The 12,516-nt window shown below is 55.0% G+C and carries 12 protein-coding genes; 6 read left to right on the plus strand and 6 right to left on the minus strand.

The window, feature by feature from the left end; genetic code table 11:
* Positions 1-14 precede the first annotated feature (14 nt).
* The gene (locus NFR25_RS04645) at positions 15-1,211 is read right to left on the minus strand and encodes a glycosyltransferase (protein WP_251198084.1); all 1,197 of its coding nucleotides are present in this window, start codon (positions 1,209-1,211) and stop codon (positions 15-17) included.
* A gap of 179 nt (positions 1,212-1,390) precedes the next feature.
* On the opposite strand from NFR25_RS04645, the gene NFR25_RS04650 reads away from it, so the two are divergent.
* Positions 1,391-1,933: a DUF2510 domain-containing protein gene (locus tag NFR25_RS04650; protein WP_251198085.1), complete on the plus strand. Its 543-nt coding sequence runs from the start codon at positions 1,391-1,393 to the stop codon at positions 1,931-1,933.
* Positions 1,934-2,030: 97 nt separating this feature from the next.
* Entirely contained in the window at positions 2,031-2,579 is a 549-nt protein-coding gene (locus NFR25_RS04655) for a M48 family metallopeptidase (protein ID WP_251198086.1), read from the plus strand.
* 25 nt (positions 2,580-2,604) lie between these two features.
* On the opposite strand, the gene NFR25_RS04660 is transcribed toward NFR25_RS04655, so the two are convergent.
* A complete protein-coding gene (locus NFR25_RS04660; RefSeq protein ID WP_251198087.1) occupies positions 2,605-3,264 on the minus strand; it encodes a nucleotidyltransferase domain-containing protein in 660 nt (219 codons plus the stop codon).
* A 133-nt stretch (positions 3,265-3,397) separates the two neighbouring features.
* Here NFR25_RS04660 and NFR25_RS04665 point away from each other — a divergent pair, with 133 nt between their 5' ends.
* The 3 genes from NFR25_RS04665 (at position 3,398) to NFR25_RS04675 (ending at position 4,737) form a co-directional block, all read left to right on the plus strand.
* Positions 3,398-3,712: a hypothetical protein gene (locus NFR25_RS04665; protein ID WP_251198088.1), complete on the plus strand. Its 315-nt coding sequence runs from the start codon at positions 3,398-3,400 to the stop codon at positions 3,710-3,712.
* On the plus strand, positions 3,696-4,148 hold the full coding sequence (locus NFR25_RS04670; RefSeq protein WP_251198089.1) for a PIN domain-containing protein: 453 nt from the start codon (positions 3,696-3,698) through the stop codon (positions 4,146-4,148). Before NFR25_RS04665 ends, NFR25_RS04670 begins: the two co-directional genes overlap by 17 nt.
* Before the next feature lie 121 nt (positions 4,149-4,269).
* A complete protein-coding gene (locus NFR25_RS04675; RefSeq protein WP_251198090.1) occupies positions 4,270-4,737 on the plus strand; it encodes a DUF488 domain-containing protein in 468 nt (155 codons plus the stop codon).
* On the opposite strand, the gene NFR25_RS04680 is transcribed toward NFR25_RS04675, so the two are convergent.
* The gene (locus NFR25_RS04680) at positions 4,677-6,092 is read right to left on the minus strand and encodes an alanine/glycine:cation symporter family protein (RefSeq protein WP_251198091.1); all 1,416 of its coding nucleotides are present in this window, start codon (positions 6,090-6,092) and stop codon (positions 4,677-4,679) included. The genes NFR25_RS04675 and NFR25_RS04680 overlap by 61 nt on opposite strands.
* A 301-nt stretch (positions 6,093-6,393) precedes the next feature.
* On the opposite strand from NFR25_RS04680, the gene cysK reads away from it, so the two are divergent.
* Positions 6,394-7,320 (plus strand): cysteine synthase A, encoded by a 927-nt coding sequence (cysK, locus tag NFR25_RS04685; RefSeq protein ID WP_251198092.1) that lies wholly within the window; start codon positions 6,394-6,396, stop codon positions 7,318-7,320.
* Between the two features lie 48 nt (positions 7,321-7,368).
* Here the strand turns inward: cysK and priA are convergent, their stop codons facing one another.
* Genes priA through NFR25_RS04700 form a run of 3 tightly spaced genes read right to left on the minus strand, consistent with a single transcriptional unit; the run spans position 7,369 to position 12,445 of the window.
* Positions 7,369-9,642, minus strand: coding sequence for a replication restart helicase PriA (gene priA / locus NFR25_RS04690; protein ID WP_251198093.1), 2,274 nt, complete (start codon positions 9,640-9,642; stop codon positions 7,369-7,371).
* Positions 9,643-9,681: 39 nt separating this feature from the next.
* The gene (gene metK, locus NFR25_RS04695; protein WP_251198094.1) at positions 9,682-10,938 is read right to left on the minus strand and encodes a methionine adenosyltransferase; all 1,257 of its coding nucleotides are present in this window, start codon (positions 10,936-10,938) and stop codon (positions 9,682-9,684) included.
* 16 nt (positions 10,939-10,954) lie between these two features.
* Entirely contained in the window at positions 10,955-12,445 is a 1,491-nt protein-coding gene (locus tag NFR25_RS04700) for a radical SAM protein (RefSeq protein ID WP_251198095.1), read from the minus strand.
* Positions 12,446-12,516: the final 71 nt, after the last annotated feature.

The raw sequence follows: 12,516 nt of genomic DNA on the forward strand, positions 1-12,516 counted from the left end.
GAAATTCCTTGGCGCTAGTGGCGCTTGATCGTTTGTTTCACCTGGTCGGCAGTATAGCGTATACCGTTGCTCCGGAGCGTGTGCACGAATTCCTTAGCCAGCGCTCGATAATAGCGGGGGCGATCGCCAGCGCTGCGATGCGGGATACCACGCGCCTCGAAATAGAGCTTCTTCAGATGCGGGGAAACGCGGCGCTCCTTCTCCACCAAGCGAGGATCCATGCGCGCGAACATCTTCTCCATGGCCTGACGCACCTCAGGGTCGTCTTCACCCCATGTAGAGATCTGTTCGCCTAGATAGGTAAAGCCTTTCGATACATGGCTCGCGCGGATCACCTCATCATCGATGCCAAGTTCTTCGATGATGTCGGCCATCGATTGCCAGCGTTCGAACCGCAAGAGCTTGCGATCGCGTGCGAACGAATCAAATTCAGCGGGTGTCTCTTCGCGATAGACATAGAATGGCTCATCGCGATAGACGATACGGCGAGCACGCAGCAGCGTGTCATAGAAGAATTCATTGTCGGCCCAGCCGCTGCCAGGATATTCCACGAAACGCAGCCCATATTCAGCGAGGAATGTCGTGCTGTAGAGCGCCGACCAGATCGAAGGATGATGGCGCAGCAAATGGGTAACACCTGGATCCTTCATGGAGAATGGTTGCCATGAGGGCTCTATGAGCCCACGATAGCGACAGTTCAGATGCGTCTTCGCCACATCGCCGCGGCGCACGCCATCTTCACGGATCTCGCGAATGTAGGGAGACTTGATGATCTCGACATCGGTCGCGTCGACTTCAGCAGGCGTGGCAAGCAGCTTCTCATACATATCGGGGAGCACATAATCATCAGGCTCGAGAATGGCGATCCACTGGCCGCGAGCTGCGGCAATGCCATCGTTCATGGACGCACCATAGCCGCAATTGCGTGCATGGGAAACGACCACGTAGCGCCCATCGCGGGAAGCATGCGCATCGATGATGGCGCGCGAACGATCCGTTGACGCATCGTCGACGCAGATGATCTCGATGTTGTCCATAGTTTGCACCTCAAGGCTGGCTAGCGCTTCATCGAGCGTATAGCTTGCATTGAATATGGGCACTACCACCGAGACCACTGGCTCGAGCGTAGGATCTGCATAGTCGATCCCATCGATACGACTTTCGTCAACGAACTTCAGGGGCTGGTGCGGGTTAACGTAGTTGGTCTCCACGTGTGTGAGGTCCTTCTTCGTCGAGGTCGAAGCTTCCTCGCAGGGAAGCGGCACCACCAGGTGACAATTTGGTGGGCTGTTCTCATTTTACGCCAAGGATGGGGTATCCTATTCAACACTCACCGAAGACACGCAAATCGCGACACGAAGTGGTCGCTCACAAGCAAAAGGAGAAGCATATGGCAGCAGTTGCAGGATGGTATCCCGATCCAGAGGGCGATACGACTCGCTTGCGTTACTGGGATGGAACCCAATGGACCAGCGACTATACCGCTGCTCCTGGCGCTGCACAAGCAGGTGCGAGCGCTGATACCGCGTCAGCTGGTACGTCAGCCCCGACTGGTGCGAATACCGGGACTCAAGGTGCAACTCAGGGCGCTGCACCCTATGCCACTTCTGCCACATCCAATATGAACTACCAAACGTTCGATGCTGAACAGATCTACCCTATGACCAGCCAAGATCGCACGCTGCGCCTTATCGCTTTCATCTTGAACATCGTCTCGTGCGTATGTGCTGCATGGGCCATCCTCCCATTGGCATGGATGGTGCCGATGACCATCTACAGCTGGAGCCTCTACAAGGGCAAGCGCCCCAACACCACTGCCTTCGGTGTTTGCACGCTCATCTTCGTGAACCTGGTCTCGGGCATCTTGCTGCTTGTTTCGAACAGGGATCAAGCACCTGCAGGTGACCCTGGCAACAACCCACCCGTACAATAAATTGCCCTGTGCAGCCCTGTACGCGTTCGATCTTCTTGAGCGGCATCCATCACGGGTGCTGCTTTTCTTTTGTACGTGCGCTTGGCATACTAAGAACATGAAAGAAACTACGCTCCATGTTGAAGGGATCCCTATCTCGATCGTGCGCAAACGCATGAAGACCGTGCGCCTGAAGGTGAAGTCGCCTGGAGGCGAGGTATGCATGTCGGCTCCGTACCATGTGACGAACGCTGAACTGGAGCGCTTCGCTGCCTCGCGCATCGACTGGATACGTGTCCAACGAGCACGGATCGCCGCCTCCCCTGCCGCGCATGCGCAATCCGCGAGCAAGGAAGAGATCGAGGCCTGGCGTGCCGTGGTGAAAGCCTGCGTGCCACCACTTGTTGAGCAGTGGGCGCCCATCCTAGGCGTTCACCCGAAGAAGATCGATTATCGCAACATGAAAAGTCGCTGGGGCAGCTGTCAGCCAGAAACAGGGCGGCTCTGCTTCAACATTCGTCTGGCGCTCTATCCTCCTGAGTGCCTGGAATACGTGGTCGTACACGAATTGTGCCATTTTTTGGAAGCGAACCACGGCCCTGGGTTCCACGCCCTGATGGACCGCGTCATGCCCGACTGGCGCACCCGCAAGAAGAAGCTGAATTAACGTGTGTAATTAGGATCAGCTGGGCTTATGTCTGCGTGATAACGACTTGCGCCCACTCGATCAGGACGTTTGCGAGTGCAGCAGCATCGAGCGCTTCATCTGCGTCATACGCATCTAAGAAAACAAGCTCCTGGTCGCTGGCGAATGAGCGCATCCGCGCGCGACTCACGAGGTATTCACCACTTCGCGCAAACACGAGCGCACGCATGACGAAGAACGTATTTTTCACGCACGCTTCGACCACCGCCTCGAGCGTTTCAGATTCGAACGCCAGAGTATGACAAAGCGTGTGATAGATCTCCGAAGCACCCGCTTTTGCTGAAAGCAGCGCATCGTTGGTCGTGAAGTTCGTATTCATGAAATCGAACGACCCCTGAAGGACGCGCGTATCATTTACGAGGTTGAACACATCGTAGCGCGGCCAAGCAGCCAACACCTCGGGTGAACCAATGAAACCGCAGGCAAGTTCCGCATGGGGCATTGTTCCAACGACGCCACGAAAGACTTCGATATCTTTTGCCGTAAGTTCCTCGATAACCACGACCGAATCAATATCGCTGGTCTCACGTTCTTCCCCGCGTGCGCGGCTCCCCTGGATTCCCACAAGCACCAAGCGATTCCCGAACGCATCTACAAGCTTCGCCCGCAGTTCACGCATCCAGCTATTGACATCGATCTCCACCATGCAAACCATCCCTCGACAATACGCTTTCATTCTCGCAAATCCCCTAGCCCACATCAAGCAACAACCTGTTGCTTGAAGCTCTCAAGTATCAATTCCTATGTTAAGATTGTCATACGGTATGACAGGAGTATGTATGGACCCAATGGTATCAGCTCGAGTTCCCGTTGAACTCAGAGATCAGGTGAACAAAGAATTGCGCAAAGCGGGGTCGTCTCCGACCGAGCTGATCAATAGCGCTTACGAGTTCTTCCTCAAAACGCGACAATTGCCCTCTGCTATCGAAGCTCCGCGCCCTGGCAAACGTAAGTTTTCTCGAGCTGCACTGTCCAGTCTCATGAACAGCATCAAGGAAACCACCCTCCCTACCCCCGAATCATATTTCGAGAACACCACGTACGACGACTTATTGGCTGACGCATTGAGAGAGTCCTATGAAAATCTTTCTTGATACTAATATCCTTATTGACTACTTTGCGCAGCGCGAACCGTTCTGCAAAGAAGCGAATAAGCTTCGTATTGTCGACTTTTTTGGAGATGCTGAATTATGGGCAAGTGCTCAATCATTTTCCGACATCGAATATATCCTCGGAAGAATACATCCCGTGCAAAAAGTTCGCGAAAAGATGGCTAAGAGCCTGGATTTTCTTCAGATTGCTACGTTTGAGGCTGCTGATGTTGAAGACGCTCTTATGTCGACCTGGCCCGACTTGGAAGATTTTCTTATCGCAAGGTGTGCCGAGCGCATCAAAGCAGACTACCTTATCACCCGCGACCTACACGGGTTCGTCGATTCACCAGTACCCGTCCTGAATCCTGCAGAATTTTTCTCGATGCTTAAGACCAAATACGATATCGAATACGAGGAACTATCACTATCGCTTTGAGTTCATCTCAACATTTCGGTATTGATTCGAGGCTGTAGACACCTAATCTGCGCAGATTCACTACTATGAAGAGTAAGGCGCTTCGACCATGAAGCGCAAATCGCATTTGAAGGAGCACGCGATGAAGCTCAACGTTATCAGCGCCTACGAAACCAGCGCACAAGAATTCTTCGAACAACTCGAGGCTTGGCATGTGGACATGGTAGTGGATATCCGCCTGAAGAACACCAACCAGCTTGCAGGCTTCACGAAATTACACGACATCGAGTACTTCACGCATCGCATCTTGAACGCGAACTATGCTCATGATGTCGAATTCTCCCCCGCCACCACTACGCTTGCGAAGTATCTCGACCACCAACTCACCTGGGAAGAATACTTTGCGGAGTACCAAAAGGAAATGGAAGAGCGCAATGCCATCAATGACTTCATCGAGCGATATGGCGAATACGATTCGGTCGTTCTTATCGGCACCGCCACGAAGAAACGCCGTTCTCATGCCGAAGTGCTCCATGAATTAGTCGAAAGTCACTTGGATTCGACCGTTGGGATAGGAACCTCGTCCTCAACATCGATATTGCCATCGTAGACATAATACTTCGTCTCGCGCGCAATGAGTCCTGATAGCAAGAGCACCATGATGATGTTCGGAATAGCCATCAAAGCATTGCCGATATCGGAAATGGTCCACACCATATCACCGATACCGAGCGTTCCCAAGAACGCTGCCGCCACATAGACCACCTGATAAGGCCTGATCGCATGCTTGCCGAACAGGTACGTGATACAACGGCTACCGTAATACGACCAACCTAGGATGGTGGAATAAGAGAATGCCACCATGCCCAGCACCAGAAGCGGCGTGCCGATGAAGGGAATCTGAGAGAACGCCAGACTTGCCAATTGTGCGCCCGAGAAGATCGAAGGATCCACTAAGATCTGCTCTTGGATGCTCGGATATGCAAGCATGGTGGAGACCAATACGATTCCCGTGAGCGCACAGATGACCACCGTGGACCAGAATGTGCCCGTCATGGCGATGAGTGCCTGCTCAGCAGGGTTCTTGGTCTTCGCAGCTGCCGCGATGATGGGAGCCGAACCCAGGCCCGATTCATTGGAGAACAGACCGCGTGCGCAACCGAACTGGAGCGCCACCATGATGCCCGATCCCACCGCGCCGCCAAAAGCAGCCTTCGCCGTGAATGCGCACTCGAAGATGAGCACGATCGCATCCCAGAGATACGCCCAGTTCAATATCAATATGATCAAACACCCGAGCGTATAACCGATAGCCATCACCGGTACAAGACGCTCGCACACATCAGATATGATGCGCACGCCGCCGAAGATGACCACTGCCACCAAGATGACGATGACCAGTCCGATGATCCAAGACTCTAGCTCGATGCCACTCGAGGTGAGGATGCCCGTCATAGCTGATGCTTGCACGGCGGACCCCGTGCCGATGGCTGCGATGGCCGCAAATAGCGCGAAAGCCACGGCACCCAAACGCGCATACCAGGGGGTCTTGCCGTTCTTCATGAAGCCGCGCTGCCAGGCATACATCGCACCGCCGAGCATGTTGCCGTTATGGTCCTTCACGCGATACTTGATCGCCACGAACACCTCGGAATACTTGGTCGCTATGCCGAACACGCCCGTGAGCCACATCCAGAAGATCGCACCAGGACCACCAGCCAGGATGGCGGTAGCCACACCAACGATCGAACCAGTGCCGATCGTTGCCGCCAACGCTGTTGCAAGAGCGCCAAAAGGAGAGATGTCGCCTTCGCCGTCGTTCTTCTTGAACGAAAGTTTGATAGCTTCAGGGAGCTTTCGCTGGATGAAGCGCGTGCGGAAAGTAAGGAACAGATGCGAACCCAGCAGCAATACGATCATTGCTGGACCCCATACGAAAGCGTCTATTTGATCGAGGATCTCCATTGCCTTCCCATTATCCCCTAATGCCGCATGACCCACTTCACGTTTCGCGCAAGCGGGAAGTCTTCACCCAGACACATTGGGGACAGGTCCCATTTTGTCCGGGACAGAATGGGGACAGGCCAGAATGCAACGATGCCGTCAGGCGCACGCTGGCAATAGATCCTCCCAAACATCGACACACGCTGGCAGCAGAGTTCCCCAAGCTAAAGCGCTTCCAAAGCGAAGTGTAGCCAGAAACCAAAGACAAATCGGCTATGATGTGAAGAACGAAATCGCACCACTAGCTCCTGAAGGAAGCCCTATGGTCTATCACACGATCTTGGATTATGTTGGCAACACGCCGCTGATCGAACTCAATACCATGACAACGCCCGATCAGGCTCGCATCGTGGTGAAATACGAGGGCTTGAACGTAGGTGGCTCGATCAAAACGCGCACTGCGCTGCAGATGATCAAAGGCGCTGAAGAGCGTGGCGTCCTTACCAAAGACTCCATCATCGTAGAGCCGACCAGCGGCAACCAAGGCATCGGACTTGCGCTGGTCTGCGCCGTAAAAGGCTATCAGGCGCGTCTCATCATGCCCGACTCTGTCTCGGCAGAGCGACACAAACTGGTCGCGCAATATGGCGCTGAGGTCATCTTGGTTCACGATGAAGGCGATATCGGAGAGTGCATCGAACGCTGCATTGCTCTTGCAGAAGAGATGGAGGCAAGCGACCCCAATGTCTACATTCCCCAGCAGTTCGAAAACCCCGACAACCTTCTTGCTCACACCACTACCACCGCACAAGAGATCCTCAGCGATATCGATACGCCCATCGATGGGTTTTGCTCAGGCTTCGGCACAGGAGGCACCATCTCTGGCGTTGGCAAGATCTTGCGTGAGGCCTATCCCGATCTGGTCATCTGGGTGGCCGAACCCGACAAGGCCGCGATCCTTTCAGGTGGTCCTATCGGCTCGCACATGCAGCAGGGTATCGGCGATGGCCTTATCCCTGCTATCTTCGATAATGACATTTACGATCAGATCTGCCTGGTGAGCGACGAAGAAGCCATCGAAACGAGCCGCGAACTTGCTCAGAAGGAAGGCATCCTGTGCGGTATCTCTTCGGGCACGAACGTTGCGGTTGCCCGTCGTCTTGCCACGCATCTTGGCCCTGGTAAAACGGTCGTCACCATCCTCCCCGACACGGGCGAGCGCTACTTCTCGACCGATCTCTTCGCCTAAGTACCAGACATTCTGCTTGCGCAATAGCCCTCGGCCTTCGGTCAAAAGCTACAAAACGCTCACAGGGTCGATGTCGATGGAGACGTTGACGGTCTTATCGGGCTTGCGGGTGCGGAAATACTCGCGACAGAATGCAGAGATATCGCATTCAGGCTGGGCTTTTATCAGGATATGATAACGATAGTTCTTCTTCAGCCGTGAAAGGACGCACGGCGTTGGAGGATAGACCTGAACCCCTTGGAGTCCCTGCTCTTCAGCAAGTTGCATCAAATCGAAGAACAGCTTCTGCGCCACTCCGATCACTTCGGATTCGCGCTCTCCCCAAATGAGCACATTCGCCAAGCGCACATATGGTGGATAATTCGCATCCTTGCGCATCTTGAGCTCATGCTCGAGAAAACCTTCGCGATCATAGCGCGCGGCCGACCTGACCGCAACTTCCTGAGCACTATAGGTCTGCACGATCACCTTACCAGGAAGATCGGCACGACCCGAACGACCAGCCACCTGTTCGATCAGATCGAACGTGCGCTCTGAACTGCGAAAATCAGGAAGATGCAGCATGGTGTCCGCATTGATCACGCCCACCAGCGTAACGTCATCGAAGTCCAGGCCCTTCGCGATCATCTGAGTGCCCAAGAGCACCGCTGCTTCAGCCTTCGCGAACTGCTCGAGCAGACGCTGATGATCGCCCTTGTGGGCCGTTGTATCAGCATCCATGCGCACGATCTCTACGGGGCGTTCGCGATCCTGCAAGAACGCGCGTAATTCCGCCTCCACACGCTGGGTTCCTGCGCCGAAGCGTTTCAGATAAGGTGAACCGCATTCAGGGCAAACCGCTGGGGCAGGCTGCTCTTGCCCGCAATGATGGCACACCAGCCTGTTGCCCTCTTCATGGAACGTGAGCGAGGTTGAGCACGAATCGCATTCAGGCACGTAACCGCAATCGCGACAGAGCAAGAACTGAGCGAACCCGCGTTGATTCAGTAGCAGCACGGCCTTTTCGTTCTTATCCAGCGTTTCGTTGAGCGCCGCCTGCAATGCTTTCGAGAACATCTTGCGATTGCCACCGCCGAATTCACGAGCCATATCCACCACTTGGATGGATGGCAACGGCTTGCCATTCGCACGCTCCCCCATCACTGCCAAGTGCCAATCCTTGTCAGACTCGACTCGATAGAGCGCCTCGATGGAAGGTGTGGCCGACCCCAGAATGAGCGTTGCCCCGTTGCGCTTGGCGATCCATTCCGCCACATCGCGCGTCACATAACGTGGCGATTGATCCTGTTTGTAGCTACCTTCGTGTTCCTCATCGACGATGATCATGCCCACATTCGCAAGCGGAGCGAACAATGCGCTCCGCGCTCCCACTACCACGCGGATCGCGCCCGAATGGATAAGATCCCACTGGTCGAAGCGCTCACCAGGGCTCATGCGCGAATGCAGCACCGCCACTGTGTCGCCGAAGCGGCCTCGAAAACGCGCGACCGTCTGCGGCGTGAGCGATATCTCAGGCACTAACACGATGGCATTGCGCCCCCGCTTCAGCTCCTCTTCGATGGCGCACAGAAACACTTCGGTCTTGCCAGAGCCAGTCACGCCATCGAGCACGATCACTTCCCCATCAGCTCGTTGCTGTGCACTACCGATGAGCTCGAGCGCATCACGTTGGGCAGAAGTGAGCTCGGGTCGCTCATGGATGCGCTTGGCGAATGCGGGGCTGATCTGCGCATTCCCGCGCACACGCCTGCGCTCTTCGATAGCTACGACACCCTTCGATTCGAGCGCCTTCAACACCGAAGAGACCGAACCGTATTCTGCTGTGAGCTCTGCAACGCGCAGATCACCCTGTTTGAGAGCCTCTAGGATGGCGATCTGCTTCACGGCGCTGCGTCGTGGTTCGTACTGGTCGGCTGCAGGCAGACGCACCGCCCATCGCTCATCGACCTGTTGGACCTTCGGGTAGAGCACCTCCCACGAACCAGCCACGCGCTTCATCTTCGGCGTTGCCCCTGGTGGAAGCAGTAAGCGCACGCACGAAGAGAGCGGCGCGATATAACGATCGGAAAGATAGAAAGCCAACTGAGCGCCAGCTTCGTCGAAATAAGAATCGGAAAGGACCGACTCCACCTGCTTCACGCGCGCAACATTCGCAGGCGTTTCGTCGGTAAGGCTCACCACATAACCGACCGCAGGTCGGCCGCCAAAGGGCACGAGCACCGCACAACCGACCCGCACATGAGCGGTCTCGGGCGTGAGCGCATAGGTATAAGCACTATCAAGCGCTTGTGTAGGGATGTCCAGGATCACTGAGGCATACATGGTGCCCCTAGTATATACCGCAACGCGTACGTTCCGCAGCTACGAAAGCGAAGGACACGCTGCCTTCAAATCTTCGACCTTATTGGTCTGTTCCCAGGTAAACTCGGGCAATTCACGACCAAAGTGTCCATAAGCTGCAGTCTTGCGATAGATCGGACGACGCAGATCGAGCGCCTCGATGATGGCAGCTGGGCGCAGATCGAACACCTGAGCGACCGCCGCCTCGATCTCTTCCTGAGGAACATGGTTCGTGCCGAACGTATCGACCATCACTGAAACGGGATGGGCAACACCGATGGCATACGCGATCTGGACCTCGCAGCGATCAGCCAAACCAGCTGCCACTACGTTCTTTGCCACCCAGCGTGCAGCATAGGCACCTGAACGGTCCACCTTCGTGCAGTCCTTACCTGAGAACGCGCCGCCACCATGACGACCCATGCCGCCATACGTGTCCACGATGATCTTACGGCCGGTCAGGCCAGCATCGCCCATAGGGCCACCCACTACGAATCGTCCCGTAGGATTGATGAACAGCTCAGCACCCTCATAAGAGATTCCCAGTTCGTCGAAGACCGGGTCGATCACCTGCTCCACCACATCACGACGAAGTTGCTCAGTCTCAACATCTTCAGAATGCTGCGTGGAAACGACGATCTTGTCGATAGCTACTGGCTTGCCGTCTTCGTAACGCACGCTGACCTGGGTCTTCCCATCGGGACGCAAGTACGGTAGCACGCCTTCCTTGCGCACACGCGTCAAACGCTCGGACAAACGATGAGCCGCATGTATAGGTAGCGGCATGAGCTCTTTCGTCTCATTGCAGGCATAACCGAACATCATGCCCTGGTCGCCCGCACCGATCTCTGAGAGCGCGTCGCCTTCGGTTTCGCCATGCTGAGCCTCATAGGACTGATCGACGCCCATCGCGATATCGGGCGACTGTTCATGGATCGCATTCAAAACGCCGCAGGTAGTAGCATCGAAGCCGAACTTCGCACGGTTGTAGCCGATATCATTGACCACATCGCGCACGATCGAAGGCACATCGACATAAGCCTGAGTGCGAATCTCGCCGGTGACCAGCACCATGCCCGTAGTAGCCACGGTCTCACAGGCGCAACGTACCGCAGTGGGGTCGGCTGGCGCTCCCGAAGGAGAAATGTAGCCGTCAGCCGCTAGCGCGATCTCCTTTTCCAAGATCGCGTCCAAGATAGCATCTGAGATCTGATCGCAGATCTTATCAGGGTGACCTTCGGTAACCGATTCCGAGGTGAAGATGAACGAATTCGCCATGTTGGTCTTGCGCTTCCTACTCTTGAACAGGGGTTTCCGTCTTCTGGGCAACTACCGATCGAAGATCGCGGTCGGGGTCCCATGCACCATGGATGGTACGCCCGATCTGCTTGAACTTCGCAATGTCGGTCTCTGCCATGCCGATGTTATCGCGTTCGCGGTTCGCCGTACGCGGGCCATGCTCGTCAGTCCAGAGGCGCTCAGCTACAGGAGCCCAAGCTTCAGCAGCAGGCTTCGTCTTCGCACATAATTCTTCAGCGCTCTCTTGCGCCACCAGATCGGTAGAATGCGCGCCCGATTCAGCGACCATGTACTCCAAGCACTCAGGATTCTCGAGCATCGGGCAGGGACGCATGTAGTTGTCGTTGAAGGGCTGCTCATGATAGTACTGCATGAAGATGGGCGAACGCAGGCAATCGAGCAGCGACATATCGTGGATGTTCGCATTCGAATAATGGATGAACACACATGGCTCCACATCGCCCGCCGCATTGATATGCAGGTAGCGACGGCCACCCGCGATGCAGCCACCCACGTATTCGCCGTCATGCTGGAAATCGAGCGTGAACAGGGGTTTGGTCTGACGCATCTTGTCAACGAACAGATAGAGCTTCTCACGCTGTTCAGGCGTTGGCATCAGGCTGGTGGGAGCATCCTTGCCCACCGGCATATAGGTGAAGATCCATGCGAACAGTGCGCCCTTGTCGATCAACCAATCGAAGTATTCCTCCTGCGTGACGCTCGCGGAATTCTCTGAGGTATAGCAGATGGAAACACCGAAGGGCAGCTTATGCTTGCGCAGAAGATCCATGGCTTCATCGACCTTCTGATAGGTGCCTTCACCACGGCGAGAATCGGTCGCGGCTTCGTCACCTTCAGCAGAGATCGCGGGTACGAAATTCTTCACACGGATGATCTCCTGGCAGAACTCCTCATCGATCAGCGTGGCATTCGTGAAGCACAAAAACGCACAATCAGGATGAGCTTCGCAGAGCTTGATCAGGTCCTTCTTGCGCACCAGCGGCTCGCCACCTGTGTAGATGTAAACATGCACGCCCAGTTCTTTGCCCTGCTTGATGATGGAATCGATATCGTCATAGGACAAGTTGAGCGCATGACCATAGTCTGCCGCCCAGCAGCCCGTGCAATGCAAGTTACAAGCACTGGTGGGGTCGAGCAAGATGGCCCACGGGATATTGCAGTCGTACTTGGTGCGATTCTGCTCTTGCGTTCCCCATGCAAGGATATTCGCATCCACGATGAATGTCCTGAGCAGTTCATCGCGCACCTCAGGATTAAGGTCCATGAGCTTCATAATAAGTTGATACCAATTGTTCTTTGACTCGATCGAGTTGCGGAATGCCGCACGCTGTTCGGTGAACAGAGCATTTGGGACCAATTTATCAAGAGCATCCATGATCTTGTTGATGTTCGTCTCTGGATCATCAAGAAGGTAGTTCACTAACTTGTTGAGCGCTGCCCTTTTGATAGTGTCAGTTGCTTTCACAAACCCCTCCTCTTCTCTTGTTGCGGGCGCTCTTGCACCTGCCTTTCGCAAACGTATAACCTAGTATTATG

The sequence above is a fragment of the Anaerotardibacter muris genome, assembly GCF_943192915.1.
Lineage (GTDB): Bacteria > Actinomycetota > Coriobacteriia > Coriobacteriales > Eggerthellaceae > Anaerotardibacter > Anaerotardibacter muris.

What these genes read in the sequence shown, in the direction of transcription:
- NFR25_RS04650 (WP_251198085.1), top strand. Translation starts at nt 1,391, where the DNA reads ATGGCAGCAGTTGCAGGATGGTATCCCGATCCAGAGGGCGATACGACT.
- NFR25_RS04655 (WP_251198086.1), top strand. Translation starts at nt 2,031, where the DNA reads ATGAAAGAAACTACGCTCCATGTTGAAGGGATCCCTATCTCGATCGTG.
- NFR25_RS04660 (WP_251198087.1), bottom strand. Translation starts at nt 3,264, where the DNA reads ATGGTGGAGATCGATGTCAATAGCTGGATGCGTGAACTGCGGGCGAAG.
- NFR25_RS04665 (WP_251198088.1), top strand. Translation starts at nt 3,398, where the DNA reads ATGGACCCAATGGTATCAGCTCGAGTTCCCGTTGAACTCAGAGATCAG.
- NFR25_RS04670 (WP_251198089.1), top strand. Translation starts at nt 3,696, where the DNA reads ATGAAAATCTTTCTTGATACTAATATCCTTATTGACTACTTTGCGCAG.
- NFR25_RS04675 (WP_251198090.1), top strand. Translation starts at nt 4,270, where the DNA reads ATGAAGCTCAACGTTATCAGCGCCTACGAAACCAGCGCACAAGAATTC.
- NFR25_RS04680 (WP_251198091.1), bottom strand. Translation starts at nt 6,092, where the DNA reads ATGGAGATCCTCGATCAAATAGACGCTTTCGTATGGGGTCCAGCAATG.
- cysK (WP_251198092.1), top strand. Translation starts at nt 6,394, where the DNA reads ATGGTCTATCACACGATCTTGGATTATGTTGGCAACACGCCGCTGATC.
- priA (WP_251198093.1), bottom strand. Translation starts at nt 9,642, where the DNA reads ATGTATGCCTCAGTGATCCTGGACATCCCTACACAAGCGCTTGATAGT.
- metK (WP_251198094.1), bottom strand. Translation starts at nt 10,938, where the DNA reads ATGGCGAATTCGTTCATCTTCACCTCGGAATCGGTTACCGAAGGTCAC.